At 71.8% G+C, this 26,359-nt stretch carries 26 protein-coding genes; 10 read left to right on the plus strand and 16 right to left on the minus strand.

Annotated elements, in window-relative coordinates:
* The first annotated feature begins 23 nt into the window (after positions 1–23).
* Positions 24–1,736, plus strand: a complete 1,713-nt coding sequence (gene aceB, locus ACFVS8_RS09670) for a malate synthase A (RefSeq protein WP_387060855.1) — start codon at positions 24–26, stop codon at positions 1,734–1,736.
* A gap of 205 nt (positions 1,737–1,941) precedes the next feature.
* Positions 1,942–2,502, plus strand: a complete 561-nt coding sequence (locus ACFVS8_RS09675) for a GNAT family N-acetyltransferase (RefSeq protein ID WP_387060858.1) — start codon at positions 1,942–1,944, stop codon at positions 2,500–2,502.
* 21 nt (positions 2,503–2,523) lie between these two features.
* On the opposite strand, the gene ACFVS8_RS09680 is transcribed toward ACFVS8_RS09675, so the two are convergent.
* The 3 genes from ACFVS8_RS09680 to ACFVS8_RS09690 are packed head-to-tail and all read right to left on the minus strand — an operon-like array spanning position 2,524 to position 6,125.
* Complete coding sequence (locus ACFVS8_RS09680; protein WP_387060860.1) at positions 2,524–3,126, minus strand: GNAT family N-acetyltransferase; 603 nt, start codon at positions 3,124–3,126, stop codon at positions 2,524–2,526.
* Positions 3,107–4,516: a cryptochrome/photolyase family protein gene (locus ACFVS8_RS09685; protein ID WP_387060862.1), complete on the minus strand. Its 1,410-nt coding sequence runs from the start codon at positions 4,514–4,516 to the stop codon at positions 3,107–3,109. Before ACFVS8_RS09685 ends, ACFVS8_RS09680 begins: the two co-directional genes overlap by 20 nt.
* Positions 4,517–4,526: 10 nt before the next feature.
* Positions 4,527–6,125, minus strand: coding sequence for an MFS transporter (locus ACFVS8_RS09690; protein ID WP_387060865.1), 1,599 nt, complete (start codon positions 6,123–6,125; stop codon positions 4,527–4,529).
* 56 nt (positions 6,126–6,181) lie between these two features.
* Between ACFVS8_RS09690 and ACFVS8_RS09695 the strand changes: the two genes are divergently transcribed.
* Positions 6,182–7,141, plus strand: coding sequence for a helix-turn-helix domain-containing protein (locus ACFVS8_RS09695; protein WP_387060868.1), 960 nt, complete (start codon positions 6,182–6,184; stop codon positions 7,139–7,141).
* On the opposite strand, the gene ACFVS8_RS09700 is transcribed toward ACFVS8_RS09695, so the two are convergent.
* From ACFVS8_RS09700 to ACFVS8_RS09730, 7 genes are all read right to left on the minus strand, one after another.
* Positions 7,138–7,530, minus strand: a complete 393-nt coding sequence (locus ACFVS8_RS09700) for a DUF1801 domain-containing protein (protein ID WP_387060870.1) — start codon at positions 7,528–7,530, stop codon at positions 7,138–7,140. The two genes, ACFVS8_RS09695 and ACFVS8_RS09700, sit on opposite strands and share 4 nt — an antisense overlap.
* A gap of 9 nt (positions 7,531–7,539) precedes the next feature.
* Positions 7,540–7,923 (minus strand): MmcQ/YjbR family DNA-binding protein, encoded by a 384-nt coding sequence (locus ACFVS8_RS09705; RefSeq protein ID WP_387060873.1) that lies wholly within the window; start codon positions 7,921–7,923, stop codon positions 7,540–7,542.
* A 101-nt stretch (positions 7,924–8,024) separates the two neighbouring features.
* Positions 8,025–8,999: an NADP-dependent oxidoreductase gene (locus ACFVS8_RS09710; RefSeq protein WP_387060876.1), complete on the minus strand. Its 975-nt coding sequence runs from the start codon at positions 8,997–8,999 to the stop codon at positions 8,025–8,027.
* A gap of 198 nt (positions 9,000–9,197) precedes the next feature.
* The gene (locus ACFVS8_RS09715) at positions 9,198–10,028 is read right to left on the minus strand and encodes an alpha/beta fold hydrolase (RefSeq protein ID WP_387060878.1); all 831 of its coding nucleotides are present in this window, start codon (positions 10,026–10,028) and stop codon (positions 9,198–9,200) included.
* A gap of 13 nt (positions 10,029–10,041) precedes the next feature.
* A complete protein-coding gene (locus tag ACFVS8_RS09720; RefSeq protein WP_387060881.1) occupies positions 10,042–10,761 on the minus strand; it encodes a YqaJ viral recombinase family protein in 720 nt (239 codons plus the stop codon).
* Between the two features lie 50 nt (positions 10,762–10,811).
* On the minus strand, positions 10,812–12,686 hold the full coding sequence (locus ACFVS8_RS09725) for a molybdopterin-dependent oxidoreductase (RefSeq protein WP_387060884.1): 1,875 nt from the start codon (positions 12,684–12,686) through the stop codon (positions 10,812–10,814).
* 138 nt (positions 12,687–12,824) lie between these two features.
* Positions 12,825–13,217, minus strand: a complete 393-nt coding sequence (locus ACFVS8_RS09730; RefSeq protein WP_387060886.1) for a RidA family protein — start codon at positions 13,215–13,217, stop codon at positions 12,825–12,827.
* Between the two features lie 197 nt (positions 13,218–13,414).
* Here ACFVS8_RS09730 and ACFVS8_RS09735 point away from each other — a divergent pair, with 197 nt between their 5' ends.
* Positions 13,415–13,801: an SIP domain-containing protein gene (locus tag ACFVS8_RS09735; protein ID WP_387060889.1), complete on the plus strand. Its 387-nt coding sequence runs from the start codon at positions 13,415–13,417 to the stop codon at positions 13,799–13,801.
* A gap of 69 nt (positions 13,802–13,870) precedes the next feature.
* Here the strand turns inward: ACFVS8_RS09735 and ACFVS8_RS09740 are convergent, their stop codons facing one another.
* From ACFVS8_RS09740 to ACFVS8_RS09750, 3 genes are all read right to left on the minus strand, one after another.
* Positions 13,871–14,686 carry an amidase domain-containing protein gene (locus ACFVS8_RS09740; RefSeq protein WP_387060891.1) on the minus strand — a complete coding sequence of 272 codons (816 nt, stop codon included), beginning with the start codon at positions 14,684–14,686 and terminating at the stop codon, positions 13,871–13,873.
* A gap of 187 nt (positions 14,687–14,873) precedes the next feature.
* A complete protein-coding gene (locus ACFVS8_RS09745) occupies positions 14,874–15,542 on the minus strand; it encodes an ABC transporter ATP-binding protein (RefSeq protein WP_387060893.1) in 669 nt (222 codons plus the stop codon).
* A gap of 43 nt (positions 15,543–15,585) precedes the next feature.
* Complete coding sequence (locus ACFVS8_RS09750) at positions 15,586–17,112, minus strand: ABC transporter permease (RefSeq protein WP_387060895.1); 1,527 nt, start codon at positions 17,110–17,112, stop codon at positions 15,586–15,588.
* A gap of 250 nt (positions 17,113–17,362) precedes the next feature.
* On the opposite strand from ACFVS8_RS09750, the gene ACFVS8_RS09755 reads away from it, so the two are divergent.
* Both ACFVS8_RS09755 and ACFVS8_RS09760 read left to right on the plus strand, forming a co-directional pair.
* Entirely contained in the window at positions 17,363–18,103 is a 741-nt protein-coding gene (locus ACFVS8_RS09755; protein WP_387060897.1) for a response regulator transcription factor, read from the plus strand.
* Entirely contained in the window at positions 18,100–19,692 is a 1,593-nt protein-coding gene (locus tag ACFVS8_RS09760) for a sensor histidine kinase (RefSeq protein WP_387060900.1), read from the plus strand. The genes ACFVS8_RS09755 and ACFVS8_RS09760 overlap by 4 nt, the downstream gene beginning before the upstream one ends.
* A gap of 72 nt (positions 19,693–19,764) precedes the next feature.
* Here the strand turns inward: ACFVS8_RS09760 and ACFVS8_RS09765 are convergent, their stop codons facing one another.
* Positions 19,765–20,208: a MarR family winged helix-turn-helix transcriptional regulator gene (locus ACFVS8_RS09765; protein WP_387060903.1), complete on the minus strand. Its 444-nt coding sequence runs from the start codon at positions 20,206–20,208 to the stop codon at positions 19,765–19,767.
* A 10-nt stretch (positions 20,209–20,218) separates the two neighbouring features.
* Positions 20,219–21,940, minus strand: a complete 1,722-nt coding sequence (locus ACFVS8_RS09770; protein WP_387060906.1) for a DHA2 family efflux MFS transporter permease subunit — start codon at positions 21,938–21,940, stop codon at positions 20,219–20,221.
* 392 nt (positions 21,941–22,332) lie between these two features.
* Between ACFVS8_RS09770 and rplJ the strand changes: the two genes are divergently transcribed.
* The 4 genes from rplJ to ACFVS8_RS09790 all read left to right on the plus strand — a co-directional run bounded on the left by rplJ (position 22,333) and on the right by ACFVS8_RS09790 (position 25,152).
* Positions 22,333–22,821 (plus strand): 50S ribosomal protein L10, encoded by a 489-nt coding sequence (gene rplJ, locus ACFVS8_RS09775; protein WP_387060909.1) that lies wholly within the window; start codon positions 22,333–22,335, stop codon positions 22,819–22,821.
* A gap of 48 nt (positions 22,822–22,869) precedes the next feature.
* Positions 22,870–23,247, plus strand: coding sequence for a 50S ribosomal protein L7/L12 (gene rplL / locus ACFVS8_RS09780; protein ID WP_387060912.1), 378 nt, complete (start codon positions 22,870–22,872; stop codon positions 23,245–23,247).
* A gap of 154 nt (positions 23,248–23,401) precedes the next feature.
* Positions 23,402–23,857, plus strand: a complete 456-nt coding sequence (locus tag ACFVS8_RS09785) for a MarR family winged helix-turn-helix transcriptional regulator (RefSeq protein WP_387060914.1) — start codon at positions 23,402–23,404, stop codon at positions 23,855–23,857.
* On the plus strand, positions 23,854–25,152 hold the full coding sequence (locus ACFVS8_RS09790) for an MFS transporter (RefSeq protein WP_387060917.1): 1,299 nt from the start codon (positions 23,854–23,856) through the stop codon (positions 25,150–25,152). Before ACFVS8_RS09785 ends, ACFVS8_RS09790 begins: the two co-directional genes overlap by 4 nt.
* 9 nt (positions 25,153–25,161) lie before the next feature.
* Here ACFVS8_RS09790 and ACFVS8_RS09795 read toward each other — a convergent pair whose 3' ends face one another.
* Entirely contained in the window at positions 25,162–26,247 is a 1,086-nt protein-coding gene (locus ACFVS8_RS09795; RefSeq protein WP_387060919.1) for a LacI family DNA-binding transcriptional regulator, read from the minus strand.
* Positions 26,248–26,359: the final 112 nt, after the last annotated feature.

Here is a 26,359-nt window from a genome sequence, read left to right on the forward strand (position 1 = left end):
TCGAACATTCGAAGGAGACCATCATGAACACCACGCCCACCATGACCCTCGAGCGCGATCGAACGGATGCCCCGTCCGCCCGCCTCCCCGAGCCGAAGCCCGCGACCGGCAGCTTCCAGACCGTCGAGCCCCGCATCGAGCTGGCGACGACGGGCGCGGAGCGCGCGGCATCCGTCGACCGTGCCGACGAGATCCTCACGCCGGAGGCGCTCGCGTTCCTCGCCGCACTGCACGACCGCTTCGCCGGCACCCGCCACGAGCTGCTCGCCGAGCGCCTGCAGACCCGGGTCGATGCCGCGAACGGCCGCGACCCGAAGTTCCTGCCCGAGACCGAGTGGATCCGCGATGACGCCTCCTGGCGCGTCGCGGGCCCGGGCCCCGGCCTCGAGGACCGTCGCGTCGAGATCACCGGCCCGACCGACCGCAAGATGGCCATCAACGCGCTGAACTCGGGCGCGAAGGTCTGGCTCGCCGACCAGGAGGACGCCACGAGCCCCACCTGGGAGAACGTCATCGGCGGCCAGGTCACGCTCTTCGACTTCCTGCGCGGCGACCTCGCGTACACGAGCCCCGAGGGCAAGGAGTACCGGGTCACGGCGTCGGAGACCCCGACGATCGTGATGCGGCCGCGTGGCTGGCACCTCGTCGAGAAGCACCTGACGTTCCACGACCGGGCTGGGCGGGCCATGCACGCCTCTGGCTCGCTCGTCGACTTCGGCCTGTACTTCTTCCACAACGCGCAGGCGCTCATCGCCGCCGGCCGGGGCCCGTACTTCTACCTGCCGAAGCTCGAGTCGCACCGCGAGGCGAAGCTCTGGAACGACATCTTCGTCTTCGCGCAGCAGGCGCTCGGCATCCCGCGGGGCACGATCCGCGCGACCGTGCTCATCGAGACGATCCAGGCCGCGTTCCAGATGGACGAGATCCTCTACGAGCTGCGCGACCACTGCGCCGGCCTCAACGCGGGCCGCTGGGACTACATCTTCTCGATCGTGAAGACGTTCCGTTCGCGGGGTCGTCGCTGGGTCTTCCCCGACCGCAGGCAGATCACGATGACGGTGCCGTTCATGCGGGCGTACACCGAGCTGCTCGTGCAGACGTGCCACAAGCGCGGTGCACATGCCATCGGCGGCATGAGCGCGTTCATCCCGAACCGCCGCGACCCCGAGGTCACCGAGCGCGCGCTCGCCGCGGTGTCGGCCGACAAGCGCCGCGAGGCCGGCGACGGCTTCGACGGCACGTGGGTCGCGCACCCCGACCTGATCCCGACGGCTCGCGCCGAGTTCGACGCCGTGCTCGGCGACCGGCCGAACCAGGTCGAGCGCCTCCGCGACGACGTCGAGGTCACCGCCGCCCAACTGCTCGACATCCCGTCGATCAGCGGCGAGGTCACCGAGGCCGGCGTACGCGACAACATCTCGATCGCGATCCGCTACATCGAGTCGTGGCTGCGCGGCACCGGGGCGGCGGCCATCGACAACCTGATGGAGGATGCCGCGACGGCCGAGATCTCGCGCTCGCAGATCTGGCAGTGGCTCGACAACAACACCGTCTCCGCCGAGGGCACGCGCATCGACCAGACGTCGATCGTGCGCCTCATGGCCGAGGCCGTCGCGGCGCTGCCGCGGTTCGACGGCGACCGGTTCGACGACGCGATCTCGGTGTTCCGCACCGTGGCGCTCGAGCCCGAGTTCCCGACGTTCCTCACGGTGGGGGCCTACGCCCGGTTCCTCTGATCCGGCGGGTCGCCCGGTATCCCCGTCTCGGGGGGCCGGGCGGCCCTCCACCGCCGCGGTTCCCGAAGGGCCGCGTCGACCGCATCCGGCGATCCCGGAAGGTGCGACGGTCGGCGCGGCCCTCTCGGCGTGCCGGACGCACTGCGGCGCCGCGGGGCGTCACCGGCGCGCGGCGGCATCCGTCGGCCTGCGAGAATGGCGAGTCGTGACCCGAACCACGATTCGCCAGGCCAGACCGACGGATGCCGCGGCGCTCGCCGAGCTCGCGGCCGACACGTTCCCGCTCGCCTGCCCGCCCTCGACCACCGCCGAGGCGATCGCCGAGTTCATCGCGTCGAACTTCACCGCGGCGAGGTTCGAGGAGTACCTGGCGGATGCCGACCGGGTGCTGGTGGTCGCCGAAGACCCCGGCGGAACGCTGGTCGGCTACACGATGCTCATCGCGGGCGACCCGAGCGACACCGACGTCGCCGCCGTCGTGACCGACCGCCCGACGGTCGAGCTCAGCAAGTGCTACACCCGCAAGGCCGCGCACGGCTCCGGTTCGGTGGCCGGGCCCCTCATGGAGGCCACGATCGAGGCCGCGCTCGCGACCGGGGTGGCGTCGATCTGGCTGGGAGTGAACGAGGAGAACGCCCGCGCGATCCGGTTCTACGAGAAGCACGGCTTCGTGAAGACCGGCCGCAAGCACTTCAAGCTCGGCGATCGCTACGAGGATGACTGGGTGCTCGTGCGATCGGCCCGTGCAGGCGTCGACGGTTCCTGAGGTTCGATCGCGGCCCGTCGTTCAGCAGCGGGCCGTCATCTGGATGCGCCGGCTCGTGATGCCGGTCGCAGTCGCGCCGGGGAGGCCGAGGTCGTGCGCTGCCAGCTCGCGGTGCCACGCCGTGGCGGGCTCCGACTCGACGAATCCGCAGCTGCGGTAGAACGGCCCGTTCCACGGGATGTCGGCGTAGGTGCGCAGCGAGATCTCCGGGTAGCCGAGGGCCGCCGCACGGGCGATCGCCGCTTCGACGAGCCGGCGGCCGTGCCCGCGGCGTGCATGCGCCGGCGAGACCGAGAGCTGCTCGAGGTGCGCGCAGCCGTCGTGCTCGAGCACGTGGGCGAAGCCGACGACGGTCGATCCGGCACCCGCTGCGTCGGCCGCGCCGTCACCCGCGCCGTCGGCCACGCCACCGGCCGCGCCACCGACGGCGTCGTCGGCCGCGTCGTCGACGGCGACCAGGATGAACCCGGGCTGCGCCGTTCGTGTCGCAGCGTCGGGCGCGGGGCGCCACGACGTGGGCCGGAACCGCTCGATGAACAGCTCGTCGGCATCGTTCTCGATCTGCTCGAGGAGGTCGAGCTCCTCGGGCGCCACGAGCCGGATCTCAGGACGACGTCGCGGCACGAGCCTCTCCCATGGCAGCCTTCACCGCTTGGTACCCCGCGAGGGCGGCCGCCCGGGACTCGCCGAGATCGACGATCGGCTCGGGGTAGTCGTCGGTGTCGGCCTCGGGCACCCAGCGCCCGACGTACTCGCCGCGCGGGTCGAACTTCTTCGCCTGCAGCAGCGGGTTGAACACGCGGAAGTAGGGCGCGGCATCGGCCCCCGACCCGGCGACCCATTGCCAGTTGAACGGGTTCGATGCGGCATCGGCATCGACGAGGGTGTCCCAGAACCATTGTTCGCCGCGGCGCCAGTCGATGAGCAGGTTCTTCGTGAGGAACGATGCCGTGACCATGCGCACACGGTTGTGCATCGTCCCCGTGCGCCACAGTTCGCGCATGCCGGCGTCGACGAGGGGAACGCCGGTGCGGCCCTGCTCCCAGGCCCGAAGCGCGGTCGGGTGAAGCCGCGGCCATGGGAAGGCGTCGAACTCCGCGCGCCAGTTGCGCGTCGCGAGGTCGGGCGCATGGAACAGCACGTGCCAGGCGAACTCGCGCCAGCCGAGCTCGGCGAGGAACCGGGAACGGCTCGTCGCCTCCGCGTCTCGACCGCCCGCCCGCCGCTCGCGCACCGCGTGCCACACCTCGAACGGACTGATCTCGCCGAACCTCAGGTGCGGCGAGAGGCGCGAGGTCGCGTCGACCTCGGCCGGGCGGTCGCGTGCGGCGTCGTAGTCGGCGAGGTGCTCGTCGAGGAACTCCTCGAGGCGTTCGTGCGCCGCGGCCGAGCCGGGAACCCACGTCTCGCGGAGACCTTCGGCCCAGTCGGGGCGGGTCGGCAGCAGCTGCCATGCCTCGAGGTCGTCGCTCGCGACATCCGTCACGTGCGCATCGAGCGACTCGGGCACGGCGAGCGGATGCCGCGGCTCGGGCGCCGAGAGGCAGGCGCGCCAGAACGGGGTGAACACCGAGTACGGCGTGCCCTGCCCGGTACGGATCGTCCACGGCTCGAAGAGCAGGTTCGCGGCGAGGCTCCTCACCTCGAGCCCTCGGTCGACGAGCGTCGACTTCAGGTCGGTGTCGACATCGCGCTCGGGGCCGCCGTAGCGCCGGTTCCAGAAGACGGCGTCGGCGCCGCTCTCATCGACGAGCGATCGGATGACGCGGCCTGCCGGCCCACGCCGTAGCACGAGCTGGGCGCCGAGCGCCTCGAGATCGGCGCGCAGCGCCTCGAGCGAGCCGTGCAGCCACCAACGGGCGGCCCCGCCGAGCGGGCGGATGCCGGGCGACTCCTCGTCGAGCACGAACACGCACACGACGGGCGCGCCCCGCTCGGCCGCGGCCGCGAGCGCCGGGTGGTCACCGACGCGCAGGTCGTCGCGGAACCAGACGATCGTCGGCGCGGCGGGCATGCGCCCGACCCTACCCGACACCCCCGACGGCACCGGCAGCCCGGCGGGTCGCCGCGGCATCCGCTCGGCTCGCCGCGGTTCGCGCGATCGCCCACGTGCCGAGCCCCGATGCGAGGAAGATCACGGCGAGGATCGCCCACCCCGCCAGGCCCATGCTGAGCGCCGTCGCGGTCACGACGGCCGGTGCGAGCGTCGCGCCGATCGAGTAGCCCATCGAGTAGACGCCCTGGTAGGTGCCCGCCTGCACGGGGTCGGCGAGCTCGAAGCTCAGGCCCCAGCCGCCGGCCTGCGAGAGCACCTCGGCGAAGGCGTGCGTGATCGAGGCCAGCACGATGAACACGACCGAGAACCACACCGGCAGGCCCGCTGCGGCCGCGTAGATCAGACAGGTGCCGGCCATGAGCCACGCGGCGATCGCCGACACGCGCCCGGCGCGGCGCAGGTCGTGCGTTCCGCGCGAGAGCGGCACCTGGAACAGCACCACGATGACCGTGTTGAGGATGAGCACGGCCGACACCAGCACCGTCGACGCGTCGGTCTCGTGGGCGATCCAGAGCGGCACGCCGATCTCGGCCACGCCGAACTGCATGCCGAAGATCGCGCTGAGCGCCGTGAGCGCCAGGTAGCGGGGGTCGCGCCACGGCGAGTGCGCGAACCGGCTGCGCCGCTTCGCCGGTCGGGCCGGGCGGGCGGATGCCGCGGGCGCGGCATCGTGGGACGTGCGGCCGTCCGCGGCATCCGCCCCTTCGAGCTCGTCGTCGTCGATGCTGCCGTCGACCGCAGCGCCGACCGGAGCGGTCGTGACCGGGTCGATCGCCTCGACCGCTCCCGTGATCGGCGGAGCCGGCGGAACCGCGTCGACGCTCGCGGGCAGCTTCACGAGTCGCACGAGCGCGAGCAGGTAGAGGCCGCCGGCGGCGACGAGCAGGATCCGGTAGGCCTCGGGCGTGCCGATCGCGAGGGCGAGTGCGCCGAGCCCCGAGCCGACGGCGATCGACAGGTTCGTGACCGTGCGCAGCACCGCCCTCGCGTGCACCCGCTGCTCGGGCGCGAACGCCCGCGCGAGGATCGCCATGCGCGTGGTGTTGGCGCCCTGGCCGAAGGCGCCGACCAGCACCGCGACGACGAGCGCCGACACGAAGTCGCCCGCGACGGCGTAGCAGAGCAGCCCGATGCCCTCGAGCGTGGTGAGCACGAGCAGCACCCTGCGGGCGCTCATGCGGTCGGCGAGCCAGCCGCCCGCAAGCGAGGCGACGATGCCCGCCGCGCTCGATGCGCCGAGCACGATCGCGATCTCGTGCGCCGGCAGCCCCACGACGAGCGTGAAGTACAGCACCGTGATCGTGAGGAAGATGCCCCGCCCGACCCGGCTGATGAGGGTGGCGGTCACCAGGATCCGCAGCACCGGGTCGGAGACGGATGCCACGAGGCGGGCCACGAGTCCCGGCTTCGCCGCGGCCGAGGCGCCCCCCGCGTTCGCGGCACCCGTCTGCGATGCCGACGACGCCTGCGCCGCGGCATCCGCTTCGTCGATGCTCGTGGCGGCGGCCTCGAGATCGGGTTCGATGACGGGCAGTGACGAGGTGTCGGGGCTGGAGGTAGGGCTCACGGGTTCGATACTGGCGAGCGCATCGGGCGGTCGAAATCGATGTAGCGTTGTGCTTCATGTTGCGCTACGTGCTGAACGAGGACGACGTCGGCGCCGTGCGCTTCGCCCTCTCGCCGCTGTGCGAGCTCGGCCTGTCGTTGCGGGCCATCCGCGAGCCCGCCCGGTTCCCGTTGCAGCTCGGCTGGCTGCGTCGCACCGAGGAGGCCCGCGAGCGGCTCGACATGGCGGTGCTCGGCGCCCTCATCGACGAGCGCATGTGGACGCCCGACTTCCTGAACCCCCGGCCGGCGTCGCCGCTCACGCGCCTCGAAGACGAGTTCCGGGTGCTCGCCGCGACGCCGCCCGACGTGTTCCGCAGCGACCTCATCGCGGTGCACGGACACGTTCCCGAGGTGTTCGCCGGGTCGACGAGCCAGGCGTTGCGCCGCATCGTCCGTGCACTGCGACAGCTCTGGGAGACCTGCTTCGAACCGTACTGGCCCCGCATGCGCGCCGTGCTCGAGGCCGACGTCGTCTACCGCGGCCGCCAGATCGCGCAGGCCGGCGTCGCGAGCATGCTGAACGGCCTCTCGCCGCGCATCGCCTACGAACACGGCGTGGTCTCGGTGCGCCTCGCCGACCCGAAGGACCGCACGCTCGCCATCGACGGCAACGGCCTCACCCTCATGCCCACGATGTTCACGCGCCGCGCCTCGGCGCCGGTCGGCGACGGCCCGCCGATGATCCTCTACTCGGCGCGCGGCCAGGGCGCACTCTGGGAGGCCGAGCCCGTCGCCAACCCCGCAGCGGTCGCGGCCGTGCTGGGCGAGGCCCGCGCGAGCCTGCTCGCCGCCCTCGGAGACCCCGCCTCCTCGACCGAGCTCGGCGTGCGCTTCGGCGTCACCGCCTCGGCCGTGAACCAGCACCTGCGCGTGCTGCGCGACGCCGGCCTGCTCGTCAGCACCCGCTACGGCCGCAGCGTGCTCTACCTGCGCAGCGAGCTCGGAACCGCGCTGCTCGAGGCGCGGTCTGGCTAGTCTTCGGCCAGCCACGCCCGGATGACGGCGACGATCGCGTCGCTTCGGTCGGAGCGCTCACCGGCAGGAGGCAGCGCGAGGCTGGCCCGGATGTCGGAGTGCCAGGTGAGCAGCGCGTCGGGGTCGCCCGCGAACGTCGGTGCCGTGCCCTTCGACTCGGCGCGCTCGGTGCCGAGGTGGAGCACGAGCCGAACCGGACCCCTGCCCGCGGCGTTGACCGTGAGCCGATCGACGCCGTCGAGCGTGTAGCTGGGCGAGTTCCACTTCACGATCTCGACGAGGGCGGGCCCGGCTTCGCGCACGAGCGCCCGCAGCGCCTCGACCTCCTCGCGACGTTCGGGCGCCTGGGCGGCGAGGAACTCGTCGACGGAGGCGAATCGATCGGGCATGCGGTGATGCTAGCGCTCGTCGAACTCGCGCCGCAGGTACTTGGGCGCCTGCACGCGCCACGCCTCGGTCACGAGCTCGGCGAGGTGGTCGAGCTCGATGCCCGCCATGCGGAACGAGATCTTGGGTTCGCCCCACGGGGTCGTCGTGCGCAGGAACACGTCGGGCGCCATCTGCTTGAGCGCCATGGCGTCGACCGGATCGGCGACCTTCACGCCCACCACGAGCTCGGCCGCGACGATCGCGCGCACGTCGTCGGGGATGCTCGGCCACGGATGGCACTCCCACGCGTAGAGCTTGTTGCGCACGAACCACGCCGCACCACCCGTCGTCGCGCGCTCCTCGCTGCCGGGCAGGGCGGCGGAGGTGCGGCGGAGGTCGTCGAGGGTGGCCACACTGCGAGGCTACGGCCGGCCACCGACAGGCGCTGCGTCGTCGGTCGGTCCCATCATGCAGACGACGGATGCCGCGGCATCCGCTCGCTCGAATCGCGGGCCTACTCGGGGTCGGGAGCGACCCGCAGCACGACCTTGCCGCGCACGTGCCCGGCCTCGATGAGCCGGTGGGCTTCGGCGCCGGCGTCGAGCGGGAGCTCGCGGTCGACGTGCACGCGCAGGGCGCCGTCGTCGACGAGGCGGGTGAGCACCGCGAGCGTGCGGGCGTCGGGGGAGCACGAGTACCCGGTCGCGCGGATGCCGCGGGCGGCCGCCTCATCGGCCATGGTCGGCCACGACCCGGTCGGCACGTTGACGACGAGCCCGCCGCGACGGAGCACGTCGAGCGAACGCGTGCCGGTGTCGTCCTTCACGTTGCCGATCAGGTCGATGACGACGTCCTGCTCGCCGGCGACCCGCTCGAAGCGCTCGGCGCGGTAGTCGATGACGCGCTCGGCGCCCAGGCTCCGCACGAACTCGACGTTGTCGGGGCCGCAGGTCGCGGTCACGTGGGCGCCGAAGTACGCGGCGAGCTGCACCGCGAGGTGGCCGACGCCGCCCGCGCCGGCATGAACGAGCACGCGCTGCCCGTCGTGCACGCGCGCCACGTCGACGATCGCGCCCCATGCGGTGAGCGCCGCGATGGGCAGCGCCGCCGCCTCGACGAAGCCGAGCGACGCGGGCATCGGGGCCACGCTCATCGACGACACGGTGACGAACTCGGCGAAGCTGCCCGGCGTGCGCGGCGGGCGTGCGGCGCCGTAGACCCGATCGCCGACGTGCAGCGGATGCGACGCATAGGGCACCTGCTCGACGACACCCGCGAAGTCGTTGCCGAGCACGAACGGGAACCCGGCGATCGCGGCAGACGTGCCGCGGCCCGCGCGCGTCTTGGCGTCGATCGGGTTGACGCCCGCGGCCACGACCCGCACGACCACCTCGTCGCTGATGCGCGTGGGGCGCGGCACGTCGGCGAGGTGCAGTTCGTCGGCCTCGCCCGTGCGGTCGATCACCAGGGCGCGCATCGTGTCGGTCATGCGACCATCCTCGCGCGGCCCGCGCCGAGTCGTCGGAGAGTTTCGGCGACACGCCGCGCGGCGACGGCGTGTCGCCCCGATCTTCCGACGACTCGGCGACGGACGGGCGCCGGGAGGGCGGCGGGCGGACGGCCGCCGTGCGGCAGGGCAGGCGGGACGGCGGGCAGCCGCCCGGGCGCCGGGCAGGGGCCAGACGCGTCAGAAGTCGCGCAGCCAGCGGCCCACCTGTTCGGTGAGCACGTGCGACTGCGCGGCCGGTCCGTCGTCGCGCGCGGGCAGCACGAGCAGGGGCCCGGCGACGCCGGCCGCCCAGCGCTCGGCGGTGGGCAGCGGGTGCACGGGGTCGCGCAGGGCGCCGACCACGAGCGAGCGGATGCCGCGCTGCTCGAGCTCGGCCAGCTCGGCGTCGTCGCGGAACGCCCGGTTGCGCGGGATCTCGACGAGTCGCATGGCCCGGCGGGCGGCATCGGGGGCCGTGAACTGGGCGAGCAGGCCGCGCGCTCCGGCGGGCGAGATCTCGGCGACCCGCTGGTACACCTCGCGCTCCTGGAACTCGGCCGCGCCCGACGCGCCCGCGTCGGCGAGCACCTGCCCGATGACGGGGAAGGCGCGGAGGTTCTCGGGCACCGGGCGGTCGTCGAACGACGGGCGGATGAACACCGCGCGTTCGACGGGCAGCAGTCCGTCGAGGGCGATGCGCAGGGCGATCGCGGCGCCCATCGAGATGCCCATGACGGTGAGCGGCCCGTCGAGGTCGACGCCCCCGGCTTCGACGCCCCCGCCTCCGACGGCGGCTCGCTCGGCGACGGCCTCGGCGAGGTCGCGGCGCACGGCGGCGGCGACCTCGGCCGCGAGCCGGCCGATCGCGAAGTCGTCGGCGTGGCCGACCTCGAGGAAACCGCCGTGGGCCCGCACGTCGGGCGCGATCACGAGCTCGTCGTCGCCGAGCACCTCGTGCACCATGGGTTCGAGCAGCGTGAGGGGCTGACGGCGATCGGCGCCGAGCCCGTGCAGGAGCACGACCGTCATGCGAGCCCGACCGTCATGCGAGCACGCTCGGCCGGTAGTACGCGCGCGCCTCCTGGGCCTGCTGCTGCGTCGGCCGGATCGCCTCGAGCAGTTCGCCCGCCAGCTGCACGAGGATCGCGATCTGGTCGTCGTCGCGTTCGATCCACCGGCACTGGGGTTCGGCGGCGACCGGCACGAAGTCGTCGTGCTGCTCCCACACGATGAGCGTGCGGTCGGCGCCGAGCACGTACTGCTGCCACCACACCTGTCGCAGGTAGCTGCGCGGCACCTGCCGCCACGGCTTCGAGGTGGTCTTGATCTCGCAGAGCTCCAGCACGCCGTCGTGCACCCGCAGGCCGTCGGGCGTCGCAAGATGCCGGCGATCGGATGCCGCGTGGTACAGCAGCGACGAGTGGCTCATGCCGTGCGTGCGGGCCGCCCACTCGGCGATGACGGGCTCGCGCTCGCGCCCGTGATCGGTGTACCGGCTGCCGCCGAAGCTCCGCGGTGCGCCGTGGAGCTTCTCCCAGGCGGCGGACTTCACCGAGGTATGGGTCGCGAGCTTCGCGGCGTCGGTCGCGGTCACGCCCTGTGATCGGGCCCTGAGCCAGGCGACCCGGTCGCTCGAGTCGGCAACGACCCTCGTCTCGTGCGGCAGCTTCGGCGGCGGCGAGATCGAGCCGTGCAGATCGTCGGTCTCACGCAGATCGCCGTCAGGCGTGAGATCGAAGAGCGCGAAGGGGGAGTCGGGCACCCGAAGAGAGTATCGCGGGCCGCCCACCTGCGGACGGCGATTTCGGTGCGTCAGGCGACGCGGATGAGCCGCCGCTGCCACCCGGTCGAGCCGTCGGGGGCGATCGGGGCGCGCTCCTCGACCTGCAGGTTGCCGTCGCGGTCGGTGGCGCGCACGGTCACGTTGTGGGTGCCGCTCGTCGCCTCCCATTCGAGGAACCATTGCACCCAGGTGTCGGCGTTGACCGGGTTCGAGAGGGTCGCGAGCTGCCAGTCGGCGTCGTCGATCTTCACCTCGACCCGGTCGATGCCGACCGTCTGGGCCCAGGCGACGCCGGCGATCACGGTCGTGCCGGCGTCGACCGTCTTGTCGAGGCGAGGGGTGTCGATGCGCGACGAGAGCTTGATCGGCGCCTTCGCGCTGTAGCCGCGCGGGGTCCAGTACGCCTCGTCGGCGTCGAAACGCGTGACCTTCAGCTCGGTGAGCCACTTCGTCGCCGAGACGTACCCGTAGAGGCCGGGCACGACCATCCGCACCGGGAAGCCGTGCTCGAGCGGCAGCGGTTCGCCGTTCATGGCGACCGCGAGGATCGCGTCGAGGCCGTCGTCGGTGAGCGAACCGAGCGGCGTCGATGCGGTGAACCCGTCGACGCTGCGCGAGAGCACCATGTCGGCTTCGGCGCTCGGCCCCGCCATCGCGAGCACGTCGCGCACGGGCACGCCCAGCCACTTCGCGGTGCCGAGCAGGTCTCCGCCGACCTCGTTCGACACGCACGTCAGCGTGATCGAGTACTCGTCGAGTCCCATGGCCACGAGGTCGTCGAAGCTCAGCTCCACGCGCTCGCCGACCATGCCGTCGACCACGAGACGCCACGTCGACGGGTCGACCGACGGCACGGTCAGGGCGGTGTCGACTCGGTAGAAGTCGGCGTTCGGCGTGTAGAGGGGCGTCAGACCCGGAATGTCGAGCTCGGCGCCGTCGGGCACCTTCACGGTCGACTTCGGCGCGGGCAGCTTCAGCGCCTTGCGGATCGCGGTGATCGAGCTCGTCGCAGCGCCGGCGACGCGCGAGCCGACGCCGACCACCAGGGCGGATGCCGCGGCGAGCCCTGCGAGCACGAAGAACCCGCGACGGTCGACGGATGCCGCGGGGCGGCCGCGCTTCGCCCGTTCGCCGGGATCGGCAGGTGCCGTCGCGGTCGTCGTCGTGGTCGCCCGGGTCACCGGGGGCGCCGCCGACCGGGTCGTCGCCGACGCCTCCTCCGCCGAGGCCGCACGCTCCGGACGTTCGGGCGAAGACGCACGCGGCGCCCACTGCGCCTCCGCCGCGCTGGCCGCGGCGGCGGCCGCAGCGGCTGCCGCCTCGCCGGTCGCGGCGGCGCGCCCGACCGCCTCCGCCTCGACGGCGTCACGCCAGGCGCGGAGCCTGCTCACGAGCAGGTGCAGCACCACGACGCCGGCGGCCGTGCCCACGACGGGAGGCAGCCAGGCGAACGGGGTCGCGCCCGCGCGGGTGACGATGGCCGCGAGCGAGAGCGCGCCGGCGAGGCCGAGGGCGACCGCGCCGAGCGGGGGGCGCACGAACTGCAGCACGCCCGAGATCGCGGCGGCCACGAGCACCGCGAGTCCGAGACCGCCGAGCAGTGCGAGCTTGTCGTTCGCGCCGAAGAGCTCGATGGCGAGCTCCTTCGCCCAGCGCGGCACGATGTCGATCACGAACGAGCCCACCGCGAGGATCGGGCTGCCGTCGCGCGCGACGAGCAGTGCGACGAGCTCGGCCGCGGCGAGGAACACCGCCGCCGCGATGGTGCCCGCGAGGGCCGCGAGCGACCACCAGCGCCAGCGCGAGCCGCCCGATGCGCCCCGATCGCCGCTCGCGGGCTGCGCGGGCTGCGCGGGCTGCGCGGGCGCGGCGGCTCGTGCGGGCTGCGTGGGTTCGTGCGTCATGTCGCCTCCGTCGGGTGCGGGCGGGAACTCCCGCGGGAGGTGGTTCGACACGAGCACGACGCCGGATTGGCGGGCTCGATGGGGTTCTTCGGACGAACGTCTGGCTGAACGGTCCCCTACGTCGCGGTACGCGCCCGCTCAGGCGGGGATGACGGCGACCGCGCTCACCTCGACGAGGAACTCGGGGTTCGCGAGCGAGGCGACCTGGTTGACCTGCACCGTCGTGCGATGCCGCCCCCAGACCTCGGCGGAAGCCGCGAACCCCTCGTTCGCGTCGGCGCCGCCTGCGAGCGTGATGGTGAGCGAGACGACGTTGGTCTGGTCGGCGCCGGCCTCGGCGAGCACCGCGAGCACGTTCTCGAGCGCTCGAACGGTCTGCGGGCCGAGGCCCCCCTCGACGACGCTGCCGTCGGGGTTGCGCCCGTTCTGCCCGCCGACGTAGAGCGTGCTGTGCGGGCCGCTGACGAGCACTCCCTGGCTGAATGCCGGGCTGGAGTGCATCGATTCCGGATTGATGTGCGTGATCTCCATGCCTCCGGTCTACGCCTGCCGTCCGACATCCGTTCGGGCGCTCGGCGGGTGGCGCCGCCCTGATCCTCATGGATCGCTGGGAGCTCATCGACGGCGGTTGCCGAACAGGTAAGCCTTACCTAAACTGAACCCGTGCCAGTTGCCCGACCCGCCCAGCGAACCCGCATCGCCTCGATCTCAGAGCCGAGGTGCGCGCGATGGTGAGCCGCATGCGTCCGCGGCGCGAGCCCGGCCCCGCGATGCTCTTCGCCGGCGACTCCGGCGACCTCGCGGCGATCCGTTCGCGTCTGGCCGACTGCGCCCCCGATGCGACGGGCCTCGTGATCATCGAGGTCTTGAACGCGATGCAGATCGTTCCCGTCGACGCCCCCCGCGGCATGGGCGTGCACTGGGTCTTCCGCGAGTCGCGCTCCGGCATCGCGCCTCGGGGTTCGAGGCTGGTCGCGGCCGTCGACGCCTGGCTCGACGAGTGGATGCGGCCCGAGGGCGCCGTCGCGGTCTCGATCTGGCTCGGCGCACGCGCATCGGAGCCCGTGGTCGACTTCGCCGCACGGCTCGACCGCGAGCTCGCGGCCAGCCGCTGACGCGAGCACCCTGACGCGAGCCTGCTGACGCGAGCACCCTGACGCGAGCCCGCTGACGCCGACGCGGGGTCAGTCCGCGATGCTCCAGTAGGTCGCGACGCCGCCCGGGTGCATCTCGGTGATCGCGTAGTCGACCGAGCGGTCCCACGTGGCATCCGTGTGCCCGGCGTAGAGGATGTCGGTCGAGCCGTCGTCGTTCGTCACGACCGCCGTGACGATGCCGGTGTGGTCGCGGTCGCCCGAGTCGTCCCAGTCGAACTGCACGATGTCGCCGACCTTCACCTGGTCGCGCTGGTCGTCGGTGAGCATGGTGGCCAGGTCGGGCCGCGACTCGAGGTACTCCATGAACGCCGTCGAGCTGCGCCAGGCGGCCGAGCTCGAGTAGGCGTCGCCCACCGAGTACCACCACTCGTCGTCTTCGACCCAGCCGCGGGCGATGAGCGACTGGCTCGCGAAGTCCATGCAGTCGTTCTCGTCGATGAAGCCGTACTCGTCGCTCCACGTCGACGTCCAGTTGTCGTCGACGTACTGCATCTGCGCCGAGACGGCGGGGTCGAGCGAGGACCAGTCGAGTCGGAGCCCGGAGTCGGGCTCGGCCGAGGCATCGGCCTCTGCGGCGGACTCCTGCACCTCGACCGAGTCGCGCGCGGTCTCGCCGGGCGTCGCCTCGCCCTGCGTCGCCGAGGCCCAGCCGATGGCGACGAAGCCGCAGCCGACCGCCAGCACGGTCACGACGGCGGCGACGGCCAGCGTGCGGCGACGGCGGTACATGCGGCGGCGGTCGGCATCCGTCATCTCGTCGGCGCCGGCCAGTTCGGGATGCTCCGACACTCCACGGGCGTCGATGGGCTGGTCGGGCTGGTGCGGCGGTTCGGGGTGGGACATCTCCTCGACGGTATGCGCCGAGTCTGTGGATCCGCTCTGGCCCGGGCCCGAATCGGCCGTGCCTGCATCTCGCCCCGGCGCCGACCCGCGACATCGCGACACGGTCGCAGAGACGACGGACGCCGCAGCCGCACGTGGCGGGCTGCGGCATCCGTCTGCCTGAGGGACGTGGCCGGCGTCGGCGGGGTCAGCGCTCGGTGACGGTGCCCGCCTTGATGTGCAGGCGGCGTTCGGCGCGCCGGGCGACCGCCGAGTCGTGCGTCACCACGATGAGCGTGAGCCCGCGGTCGCGGTGCAGGCCCTCGAGGATCTCGAGGATCTCGTCGCGGGTCTCCTCGTCGAGCGCGCCCGTGGGCTCGTCGGCGAGCAGCACGTCGGGCTCCTTGACGAGCGCCCGCGCGATCGCGACGCGCTGCTGCTGGCCGCCCGAGAGCTCGCTCGGCAGGTGGCCTGCGCGTTCGGCGAGGCCGACCGACGCGAGCGCCTCGGCGGCCCGCTTCGCGCGCTGCTCGCCCGACACGCCGAGGGGTTCGAGCGCGGTCTCGACGTTCTCCTGCGCCGTGAGCGTCGGGATGAGGTTGAAGTTCTGGAACACGAACCCGACCTCCTTCGCGCGGATCTTCGCGAGCTTCGCGTCGGCCATCTTCGAGATGTCGTCGTCGCCGATGGTGATGGTGCCCGAGGTCGGCCGGTCGAGCCCGCCGAGCATCTGCAGCAGCGTCGACTTGCCGCCGCCCGTCGGGCCCTGGATCGCGACGTGCTGGCCCGACCTGATGTGCAGGTCGACGTTCTTGAGCGCGTGCACGGTGCGGTTGCCCTGCTGGTAGGTCTTCGTGAGTTTCGTGAGCGTGTACATGGTGTCCTTCGTTTCGTGGGCGGTCGGATGCCGGTGGTCGGCGTCAGCCGACGCTCCGCAGCGCCTCGGCGGGGCGCAGTCGCGAGGCGCGCCAGCCGCCGATCGCACCGGCGAGCAGGCCGCCGAGGATCGCGATGCCGACGGCGATGGCGATGACCGACACGGTGACGGGGGCGTTCAGCGCGACCTCGGTCGTGGCCGCCGCGGTCTGGCCCATGGGGCCGCCGAACGATCGCCCGCCGCCTGCGGCCGCCGCGTCGCCTCCGGCCGAGCCGCCGCCGGGGCCGCCGGCCATGTCGAACCCGCCGCTCGAGGCGCTGCCCGAGAGTGTCGGGGCGATGACGTTGATCACGACGATGCCGACGAGGCCGATCGCGATGCCGAGCGCGCCGCCGATGAGGCCCTGCACGAGCGACTCGCCCGCGACCTGGCCGACGATGCGTCGGTTCGACCAGCCGATCGCCTTCAGCGTGCCGAACTCGCGCGTTCGGCGCGTGACGCCCGAGATCGTGAACAGGATCGCGATGAGGAACGCGGCCACGAGCACGGCGAGCGAGAGCCAGAGGCCGAGGTTCGAGACGAGGTCCGACGCGGTGCTGAGCGAGCCCGAGACGCTGGAGGCGAGGTCCTCCTGCGTCGACACGGTGGCGTCGGGCAGTGCGGCCTCGATGTCGGCCTGCACCTGGGAGATGTCGGTCGACGATGCCGCCTGGACGTAGATGTTCGAGAGCATGCCCTCCTCGCCCGACAGGGCCTGGGCGACGTCGAGCGGGATGTACACGTTCGACGCGCTCGCCGAGTCGGCGGCGTTCGAGGTCACGGTGCCGACGATCTCGAAGTCGGTGCCGCCGACGTTCAGCGTGTCGCCCACGGCGAGTTCGGCGCTCGTGGCGTAGTCGGCGTCGAGCACGGCGACGTGGGCACCGGCGTCATCGGCGTCGAGCGTGCGCCCCTCCGAGAGCGAGACCGCCGAGAGCGGGCCGATGGCGTCGGCCGACGGGTCGAGGCCGAGCACGCTGAACGAGTCGACGTCGAACGCGCTGCCGCCCGCGCCGTCGGGGCCGCCCTGCGGGGGCGCCTGCTGCTGGTCGGTCGAGCCGCCCTCCGCGCCCTGGTCGGCGCCCTGCTGCATCTGGCTGAAGTCGGGCATCTCGCCGTTGAACGTCGTGTTCGTGAGCGAGAGCGTGCCGGAGGCCGCTGCGACGTTGTCGACGCCCAGCACCGTGTCGAGGGCGCTCGCGTCGAACGTGCTCGACCCGAAGCCGGCCATCAGGCGGGACTGGCTGATCTCGGTCGTGCCGTCGGTGGTGGTGCCGTCGCCCGAGTCGAACTCGAAGCGCGGCCCTCCGCCGCCCTCGCCCTCGGTGGGGGGCGTCGGCGACTGCGTCACGGTGATGTCGGTGCCGACGCCGTACACCGACTCGAGCACCGAGGCCTGCGCGGCCTTCACACCCGAGGCGACGGAGTTGACGATGATGACGAGCGCGATCGCGAGCGCCATGCCGATGGCGATGATCGCCGTCTGCCTGCGGCGGCCGGCGAGCTCGCGCCGGAGGTACGTGAAGAACATGGGAATCCTCGGGGTCGGGAGGTGCACCCCGGGCGGGGCGCCGAGCACGACGGTATGGAGCGGCGCTTTGCCGGCCCTTGCCGGTGCCTATGAATCGGCCATGAGGTGTTGCGGGCTCGGCGCGGGCGTCGCAGCGGACGCAAGCGCGAGGCATCCGCTCCGCGACCGCGAGGCATCCGCACAAGAAGCTCATAGGAAACGCATAGTCCGGCTCATAGGAAACGCATAGTCCGGCGCGGATACTGGAGACATGACGACCGCTGCACCGCATCGAGCCCCCCAGATCGCCAAGGGCGACGGATCCATGGTCCGCGTGCTCGTGGTCGACGACGAGCACTCGCTCACCGACCTGCTGAAGATGGCCCTGCGCTACGAGGGGTGGGACGTTCGCACCGCGGCCGACGGCCTGAGCGCCGTGAAGGTCGCCCGCGAGTTCCGGCCCGACGCGATCGTGCTCGACATCATGCTCCCCGACATCGACGGGCTCGAGGTGCTGCAACGCGTGCGCGCCGACGGCACCGAGACGCCCGTGCTGTTCCTCACGGCCAAGGACTCCCTCGACGACCGCATCGCCGGCCTGACCGCAGGCGGCGACGACTACGTCACCAAGCCGTTCAGCCTCGAAGAGGTCGTCGCGCGCCTGCGCGGACTCATCCGCCGCTCGTCGCTGACGCTCGCCGCCGCGAAGGACCCGGTGCTCTCCGTCGGCGACCTCACGCTCGATGAGGACAGCTACGAGGTCGAGCGCGACGGCACCCCGATCGAGCTCACGGCGACCGAGTTCGAGCTCTTGCGCTTCCTCATGCGCAACCCGCGCCGGGTGCTCAGCAAGGCGCAGATCCTCGACCGGGTGTGGTCGTACGACTTCGGCGGCAAGGAGTCGGTCGTCGAGCTCTACATCTCGTACCTGCGCAAGAAGATCGACGCGGGGCGGGAGCCGATGATCCACACCGTGCGCGGTGCGGGCTACATGATCAAGGCAGCCGGATGACGAAGCCGGGCGACCCGGGCCACGCCGCCGCCGCGCGGGCCGACGCCGAACGGGCGAGCACCGGCGGGCTCGCGCTGCTCGAGCTCGAGGCGGGATCGCCGGGTGCGACCGGCACGCCGCAGGGGTCGCCGCGCGCCGGCGGCGTCCGCGCGGCGTGGACCCTGCGCCGCCGCCTGCTCGCGCTCGTGGCCGGCCTCCTCATCGCGATGGGCGCCGTCATCGGCGTCGCCACGGTGACCCTCTTCCACGCGTCGAGCGTCGAGCGCCTCGACTCGAGCCTTCGCGCCGCGGCCGAACGGGCCGACGGGGCGACCGGTCCGAACGTCCCGACCAACCCGGGCCTGGCAGTCCGGGAGTTCCTCAGTGTGCCCGGCCAGCCCGACGGCACGCTCGGGGCGATCTTCGCGGGCGACCAGTCCGACGGCGCCTACATCTCGCAGGGGCAGTTCCTTCCGGCGGGTCCCGTCGCGACGGCTGCGCTCGGCGAGGTGCCGCTCGACCGCCAGGTGCACACCGTCACCGCGGGCGGACTCGGCGACTACCGCTCCCTCGCCGTCGAGATCGCGCCCGACGTGCGCATCGTGCTGGCGCTGCCGCTCGACACCGTCTCCGCCCAGACCACGCAGCTCGCGATCACCGTCGCCGTGGTGGCGCTCGGGGGGTTGCTGCTCGCGCTCGCCGTGGGCCCGTTCGTCGTGCGTCGCGCGCTCCAGCCGCTCGAGCGCGTGACCGAGACCGCCCAGGCGGTCTCGGAGCGCCCGCTCGATCGCGGCGACGTCGACCTGACCGAGCGCGTGCCCGTCGACGACGAGCGCACCGAGGTCGGCCGACTCGGCACGGCGTTCAACCGCATGCTCGGCCACGTCGCCTCGGCGCTCACCGCGCGCGAGCACAGCGAGCGCAAGGTGCGCCGCTTCGTCGCCGACGCGTCGCACGAGCTCAGGACGCCCCTCGCGTCGATCCGCGGCTACGCCGAGCTCACGCGCCTGCACGGCGGCGAACTGCCGCCCGACGTCACCCACGCGATCTCGCGCATCGAGGCCGAGTCGGTGCGCATGACCGAGCTCGTCGAAGACCTGCTGCTGCTCGCGCGGCTCGACGAGGGCCGCGAGCTGGCGGCGCTGCCCGTCGACCTCGAGCGCATGCTCGGCGAGGCGGTCGGCGACGCGCAGGCGGCGGGCCCCGACCACGACTGGGAGGTGCGCGTGACGGATGCCGCGACGACCGTCGTCGGCGACGAGCCGCGCCTGCGCCAGGTCGTCACGAACCTGCTCGCGAACGCCAGGGTGCACACGCCGGAGGGCACGCACGTCGTCGCCTCGATCGACCGTGAGCGCGTCGGGGGCGACGACCTCGTCGTGCTGCGCGTGACCGATGACGGCCCCGGCATTCCGCCCGAGCTGCTCGGCTCGCTGTTCGAGCGCTTCGCCAGGGGCGACTCCTCGCGGTCGCGTCGAGCCGGCAGCACCGGCCTCGGCCTCGCGATCGTGCGCGCCGTCGTCGAGGCGCACGCGGGTCGGGTCGACGTCGAGAGCGAGCCCGGTTCGACCGTCTTCACGGTGCGCCTGCCCGCCGCGCCGGGGGAGTAGCGGCGGCATCACGGCGAACGGCCCGCCCTCCACGATGGAGGGCGGGCCGTTCGTGCACGCGTCGTGACCGGGTCAGGCCTCGGTGATGCGCCTGATCAGCTCGGCGAAGTTGCGCAGCTCCGACTCGGGGTACTCGATGAGCACGTCCCGCAGTCGCTGCTGGTTGCCCGACCGCACCCGGTCGACGCGCTCGATGGCGTCGGGTGTGGCGGCGAGCACGCGCACCCGCCCGTCGCGCTCGTCGGGTCGGGTCTCGACCAGGCCGAACTCCTCGAGCATGCGCAGCTGGCGGCTGACCACCGACTTGTCCATCTCGAACATCTCGGCGAGCACGTGGGCGTTCGTCGTGCCCAGTCGCACGATCGTCGAGAGGAGCTTGTAGGCCGCGGGCTGCAGGTCGGGATGCACCTGCTGGGCGGCCTCCTTCCAGATGGTGCGCGCCCTGCTGAAGAGCACGCTCATCTGCTGCTCGACGTCGGCGATCGCCTCGTCGGCTGCACGCGGGGCCTCGGTCACGGTGGTCATGCTAGCGGGCGCTCGGCCCCGCGGCCTTCGCCGCGGCATCCGTGCGATCCGTGCCATCGGCCCGGACGACCGGCACCGATGCGGTCATGGCAGCCCCGATCTCGGCCTCGGCGGTCTCGATGATCGACTCCTCGGCCTGCTCGCGGAGCTGGTCGCCCGCGGACTTGGTCGAGAGTTTCTTGTTCGGCAGGAACGCGATGGCGATCAGGCCGAGCACGGCGAGCGGGATGGCGATGATGAACACGTCGGCGATGCCGTGGCCGTACGACCCCTCGACGATCGCGCGGATCGTGTCGGGCAGGGCCGAGACCTTGGGCACGTCACCGCTCGAGAGGTTCTGGAGCGCGGTGATCTCGTCGGGCGAGCTGGGGGTGAAGCCCTTCAGGCCGTCGACCATGTAGTCGCCGACCTTGGTCGCGAGCACCGAGCCCATGATGGTCACGCCGATGGTGCCGGCGATCGTGCGGAAGAAGTTCACGTTCGAGCTGGCGGCACCGAGCTGCTGGGGCGGGGTGTCGTTCTGCACGATGAGCGTGAGGTTCTGCATGACCATGCCGAGGCCGGCGCCGAGCACGACCATGAAGAGCGCCACGAGTGCGAACGGCGTGTCGTAGCGGAGGGTCGACATGAGGCTCACGCCGGCGATGATCAGCACCGAACCGGTGACCATCCAGCCCTTCCACTTGCCGAAGCGGCTGACGAGCTGGCCGATGATGATCGACATGCCCATCTGCCCGACGATCATCGGGATGGTCATGAGGCCCGACTCCGTCGGCGTGGCGCCGCGCGCGAGCTGGAAGTACTGGGCGAGGAACACCGAGGTGGCGAACATCGAGACGCCGACGCCGATCGAGGCGATGACCGAGAGCGTGAAGGTGCGGTTCTTGAAGAGCGTCATCGGCACGATGGGCTCCTTGACGAAGAACTCGACGATGACGAACGCGACGAGCGAGACGCCGGCGCCGACGGCGAGGGCCCAGCTGGTGGCCGAGTCCCACTCGAACTGGCTGCCGCCCATGGAGACCCAGATGAGCAGGAGCGAGACGCCGACGGCCATGAGCACGATGCCGAAGTAGTCGATCGACACCTTGCGGTCGCGCTGCGGCTTGGGCAGGTGCAGCGTGAACTGCAGCACCACGACCGCGAGGATCGCGATCGGCACGCCGATGAAGAAGTTGGAGCGCCAGCCCCAGGCGTCGGTGAGCACGCCGCCGAGCAGCGGGCCGCCGATGGTGCCGAGCGCCATGATGCCGCCGACGACGCCCATGTACTTGCCGCGCTCGCGCGGGGAGATGATGAGCGCGATCGCGATCATGACGAGCGACATCAGGCCGCCGACGCCGAGGCCCTGCACGACGCGGGTCGCGATGAGCATGTTGGTGTCGGTCGAGAACCCGGCGAGCACGGTGCCAGCGGTGTAGAGGATCAGCGAGAGCTGGATCAGCACCTTGCGGTCGACGAGGTCGGCCAGCTTGCCCCAGATCGGGGTCGAGACGGCGGTCGCGAGCAGGCTCGCGGTGATGACCCAGGTGTACTGGGACTGGGTGCCGCCGAGGTCGGCGATGATGACGGGCATCGAGGTCGAGACGATCGTGCCCGAGAGCACGGCCACGAACATGCCGATGACGAGACCCGAGATGGCGGTGATCACCTCTCGGGGCGAGCGCGGCGCGGACTCGGCCGGCGCGGTGCCCGTTGCGGGCTTGTCAGCCACAGAAGTCACGGTTGATCCTTACGTAGAACAAGTTGATATTCGGCAACTATATATAATTGGTTGCATTGAGTCAACTTTGGACTTCGGTCAACTATTCCCGTCGATGCGAAAAAGGTGCGGATGCTGCGGGCCGGCGTCGATTTGGCGGTTGCCGCGGCATCCGGTAACGTGGTCCAGAGCCGAAGACCGCTGGTTGTCGTGCTGCCGGGTGTTCCGCACTCGGAGAGCCGACCGAAGTCTTGCGAAAGCAAGGGCCCGCGCAGGTGTGACGAAGACTTCTCCGAGAGATCGGGCTGAGCTCCGCGCAACTGCGCCGGAGCTTTTTTCTTTTCCCGAAACGTTCCAGCGCTCCAGGCCGTGCATCGCCACCGTGATGCACGTTGAGTACACAAGGAGTGGCCATGGCGAACAAGGAAGCCTCGGTTGCCGAACTCACGAACCTGTTCGAGAGCTCTGCTGCCGTTCTGCTGACCGAATACCGCGGCCTGACGGTTGCCCAGCTCAAGCAGCTGCGCAACAGCATCCGTCAGGACGCGAACTACGCCGTGGTGAAGAACACGCTGACCAAGATCGCCGCGAACAACGCGGGGATCACGACGCTGGACGACGACCTCACCGGTCCGTCCGCCGTCGCCTTCGTGCATGGTGACTTCGTCGCCACCGCCAAGGCCGTGCGTGACTTCGCCAAGGCGAACCCCGCGCTTGTGATCAAGGGCGGCGTCTTCGAGGGCAAGACCCTCAACGCCGATGAGGTCAACAAGTACGCCTCGCTCGAGAGCCGTGAGGTTCTGCTTGCGAAGGCTGCGGGCATGATGAAGGCGACGATGGGCAAGGCTGCCGCCACCATCGACGCGCTTCGCGAAAAGCTGGAGACCGCCGAGGCCGCGTAAGCGCCCGACGATCTCGTTACGAAACCCCAGAAATCTAGGAGATACATCATGGCGAAGCTCACCACCGAAGAGCTGCTCGAGCAGTTTGCCGGCCTGACGCTTGTCGAGCTCAGCGAGTTCGTGAAGGCGTTCGAGGAGAAGTTCGAAGTCACCGCGGCCGCCCCGGTCGCCGTCGCCGGCGGCGCCGGCGCCGCTGCCGAAGAGGTTGAGGAGAAGGACTCCTTCGACGTCATCCTCGAGGCTGCCGGCGACAAGAAGATCCAGGTCATCAAGGTCGTCCGCGAGCTCACCTCGCTCGGCCTCGGCGAGGCCAAGGCCGTCGTCGACGGTGCTCCCAAGGCCGTGCTCGAGGGCGCGAACAAGGAGACCGCCGACAAGGCGAAGGCTGCCCTCGAGGAGGCCGGCGCGACCGTCACCCTCAAGTAATCCCGTGCGCCGGTCCTCGGCGCTCGCGGCTTGAGGTGACCCGCGTCACCACGCACACGGATGCCCCGTGGCTCGTCATGAGCCACGGGGCATCCGTCATCTCCGGCCTCGAGCTCCGCCAATTTGCATAGCCAAGCTATGTATACTGGAGGGCGTGACTTCAGAACTCCGCACCGTGCTCGGCGACCTCGTGTCGGTGAACAACCGGCTGACCAGGCTCGCCGCCTCCGCGAGCGGCAACACCGAATCGCCCGCGATCTGGCGCACCATCAGCGTGCTCCGCGACCTCGGGCCCATGCGCCTCGGCGAGCTCGCCCGCGTCAGCCGGGTGAGCCAGCCCACCATGACCAAGCTGGTGCGCACGCTCGACGAGCGCGGCTGGGTGCGGCGCATCGCCGACGTCGACGACGCACGAGCGTGGCTCATCTCGGTCGACCCGACCGGCCTCGAGGCGCTCGCCGCCTGGCGCGACGAGATCACGGCCGCCCTCGAGCCCACCTTCGCCGACCTCTCCGACGACGAACTGCAGACGCTCGCCGACTCGGTCGAGATCGTGCGTTCGCGGCTCGAGCAGGCGCGCGAGGCGCTCCGCGAGGGGAAGTCGGCATGAGCGCGCAGACGGGAGCACGGCCCGCGGTCGCGTCGGCAGCAACGCCCGCCGCGACGACGCACGGCGGCCACGCGGCATCCGCATCGATCCTCACGCAGCCCAAGGCAGTCTGGGCCGTCGCCTTCGCGAGCGTCATCGCGTTCATGGGCATCGGGCTCGTCGATCCGATCCTCCCGGCGATCGCCGAGAGCCTGCAGGCCACGCCCACCGAGACCGAGATGCTCTTCACGAGCTACCTGCTCGTGACCGGGTTCGCGATGCTCGGCACGAGCTGGGTCTCGAGCCGCATCGGCGCCAAGAAGACCCTGCTCATCGGCCTCGCCCTCATCGTGGTGTTCGCCGCCGCCGCCGGACTCTCGCAGAACGTCGAGTCGATCATCGGGTTCCGCGCGGGCTGGGGCCTCGGCAACGCGCTCTTCATCTCGACCGCGCTCGCGACCATCGTCGGCGCGGCGTCGGGCGGAACGGCGTCGGCGATCATCCTGTACGAGGCGGCGCTCGGCCTCGGCATCGCGATCGGACCGCTGCTCGGAGGACTGCTCGGTCACGTCAGCTGGCGGGGGCCGTTCTTCGGCACGGCGGTGCTCATGGCCATCGGGTTCATCGCGATCGTCGTGCTGCTCAAGCGCGACCCCGATGCGGCCAAGCCCGAGCCGACACGGCTCTCGGCTCCGATCAGGGCGCTCCGCCAGCCCGCGCTCGCGGTGCTCGCCGGCGCCGCGTTGTTCTACAACATCGGGTTCTTCGTACTGCTGGCCTACTCGCCGTTCCCGCTCGGCTTCGACGCGCTCGGCCTCGGCTTCACCTTCTTCGGGTGGGGCGTCGCGCTCGCGATCACGTCGGTCTTCGTCGCGCCGCTGCTCACCGCACGGATGCCGCGCACCCGCGTGCTCTGGATCGCACTGCCCCTGTTGGCGGTCGTGCTCGCCGCAGCCGGCCTCTCGATCGACTCGCCCACGTGGCTCGTGGTCTGGATCGTCGCCGGCGGGCTCGTGCTCGGCGTGCTGAACACCGTGCTCACCGAGTGCGTCATGGAGGCCACCGACCTGCAGCGCTCGGTCGCCTCGAGCGCCTACTCGGCCGTGCGGTTCCTCGGCGGCGCCGTCGCCCCGCCCGTCGCGGCCGAGCTGGCCCGCCTCATCTCGCCCGAGGCGCCGTACTACGCGGCCGCCGGGTCGGTCGTGATCGCGGCCCTCATCGTGGTGCTCGGCCACCGCGCGCTGCGCCGCGTCGACGGCGAACCCGAGTCGGCGCAGGTCGAGGCCGAGGCGATCTCGGTCGGCGACGCCGCCTGACCGGCCGCGTCAGCCCGACGGTCGGGCCGTGCTGCCCCGCACGACGAGCCGCGTCGACATGGGCGCCCCCGAGTCGGGCAGGGGATCGGCCGGTGCGTCGGGCTGCTCGTCGGCGCCGAGCAGCCTGAGGGCGACCTCCACCGCGAGCCGCCCCTGCTCGGCCGGCGACTGCGCGATGGTCGTGAGCTCGTAGAGCGCGGCGTTCTCGTGGTCGTCGACGCCGATGACCGAGAGGTCGCGCGGCACCGAGAGGCCGAGCCGCTCGGCCGCACGGATGACCCCGAACGCCATCTCATCGGATGCCGCGAACACCGCGGTCGGGCGATGGGCGGGATGCCCCAGGAGTTGGAGTCCCGCCTCGTAGCCGCCGGCCATGCTCATCTCGGCCTCGACGACGATCGCGCCGGCGGTCTCGGGGTCGCCCGACGCCGCGTCGCCCGCGAAGCCGTGGGCGGACGCGCGGGGGAGGCCCGCGGCATCCGTCGTCTCGAGGAAGCCGGCCGCTCGCAACCCGGGCACGCTCGCCGGCTCGGCGGCGGCACCTGTGCCCGCGAGGTGGGCGATTCGGCTGTGCCCGAGGTGCAGCAGGTGCGAGGCCGCGAGCACGCCGACGCCCAGGTCGTCGACCGCCAGCCTCGCGCTCACCTCGCCGCTGCCCCCGATGCTCACGACCGGTTTCTCGCGCCGCTCGAGCCCGCCGATCTCGTGAGGGGTGAGGTCGACGCCGATCACGATGACCGCGTCGACGCGCTTGCGCGCGAGGAAGAACTCGAACACGCGGGCGCGTTCCGGCCCCTCGCGCGGGAGGTTGTAGAGCGTGAGGTCGTACCCGGCCGACAGGAGCGTGCGCTCGATGCCGTCGAGCACGGCGCCGAAGAACCAGCGGTTCACGAACGGGATGACGACGCCGACGTTCTTGGTGCGACCGGTCACGAGGCTCGCCGCGTCGGGGGAGGCGATGTACCCGATCTCGGAGGCCGCGCGCTGCACCCGCCGGCGGGTGTCGTCGGCGACGTGGCCGCGACCCGAGAGCGCACGCGAGGCGGTGGCCTTGGAGACGCCGGCCAAGCGCGCGACATCGTCGATGGCCGGCATCGGCGCCTCCCTCCGTCGGGACGTTCCGAGCCTGATCGTAGTGGCAGGTGCGGCTCGAGTGGAACCGATTCCACCGTGCGCGATGCTGCGCACGTCTCGCGCGGTGCCCGCG

Source organism: Agromyces sp. NPDC058110, assembly GCF_042884735.1.
In the GTDB taxonomy this organism is placed as follows: Bacteria; Actinomycetota; Actinomycetes; order Actinomycetales; family Microbacteriaceae; genus Agromyces.

Excerpts from the sequence above, each read along its gene's own strand:
- aceB (WP_387060855.1), top strand. The coding sequence starts at position 24 with ATGAACACCACGCCCACCATGACCCTCGAGCGCGATCGAACGGATGCC.
- ACFVS8_RS09685 (WP_387060862.1), bottom strand. The coding sequence starts at position 4,516 with ATGCCCGCCGCGCCGACGATCGTCTGGTTCCGCGACGACCTGCGCGTC.
- ACFVS8_RS09695 (WP_387060868.1), top strand. The coding sequence starts at position 6,182 with ATGTTGCGCTACGTGCTGAACGAGGACGACGTCGGCGCCGTGCGCTTC.
- ACFVS8_RS09700 (WP_387060870.1), bottom strand. The coding sequence starts at position 7,530 with ATGCCCGATCGATTCGCCTCCGTCGACGAGTTCCTCGCCGCCCAGGCG.
- ACFVS8_RS09710 (WP_387060876.1), bottom strand. The coding sequence starts at position 8,999 with ATGACCGACACGATGCGCGCCCTGGTGATCGACCGCACGGGCGAGGCC.
- ACFVS8_RS09715 (WP_387060878.1), bottom strand. The coding sequence starts at position 10,028 with ATGACGGTCGTGCTCCTGCACGGGCTCGGCGCCGATCGCCGTCAGCCC.
- ACFVS8_RS09725 (WP_387060884.1), bottom strand. The coding sequence starts at position 12,686 with ATGACGCACGAACCCACGCAGCCCGCACGAGCCGCCGCGCCCGCGCAG.
- ACFVS8_RS09730 (WP_387060886.1), bottom strand. The coding sequence starts at position 13,217 with ATGGAGATCACGCACATCAATCCGGAATCGATGCACTCCAGCCCGGCA.
- ACFVS8_RS09735 (WP_387060889.1), top strand. The coding sequence starts at position 13,415 with ATGGTGAGCCGCATGCGTCCGCGGCGCGAGCCCGGCCCCGCGATGCTC.
- ACFVS8_RS09740 (WP_387060891.1), bottom strand. The coding sequence starts at position 14,686 with ATGTCCCACCCCGAACCGCCGCACCAGCCCGACCAGCCCATCGACGCC.
- ACFVS8_RS09745 (WP_387060893.1), bottom strand. The coding sequence starts at position 15,542 with ATGTACACGCTCACGAAACTCACGAAGACCTACCAGCAGGGCAACCGC.
- ACFVS8_RS09750 (WP_387060895.1), bottom strand. The coding sequence starts at position 17,112 with ATGTTCTTCACGTACCTCCGGCGCGAGCTCGCCGGCCGCCGCAGGCAG.
- ACFVS8_RS09755 (WP_387060897.1), top strand. The coding sequence starts at position 17,363 with ATGACGACCGCTGCACCGCATCGAGCCCCCCAGATCGCCAAGGGCGAC.
- ACFVS8_RS09760 (WP_387060900.1), top strand. The coding sequence starts at position 18,100 with ATGACGAAGCCGGGCGACCCGGGCCACGCCGCCGCCGCGCGGGCCGAC.
- rplJ (WP_387060909.1), top strand. The coding sequence starts at position 22,333 with ATGGCGAACAAGGAAGCCTCGGTTGCCGAACTCACGAACCTGTTCGAG.
- rplL (WP_387060912.1), top strand. The coding sequence starts at position 22,870 with ATGGCGAAGCTCACCACCGAAGAGCTGCTCGAGCAGTTTGCCGGCCTG.
- ACFVS8_RS09790 (WP_387060917.1), top strand. The coding sequence starts at position 23,854 with ATGAGCGCGCAGACGGGAGCACGGCCCGCGGTCGCGTCGGCAGCAACG.
- ACFVS8_RS09795 (WP_387060919.1), bottom strand. The coding sequence starts at position 26,247 with ATGCCGGCCATCGACGATGTCGCGCGCTTGGCCGGCGTCTCCAAGGCC.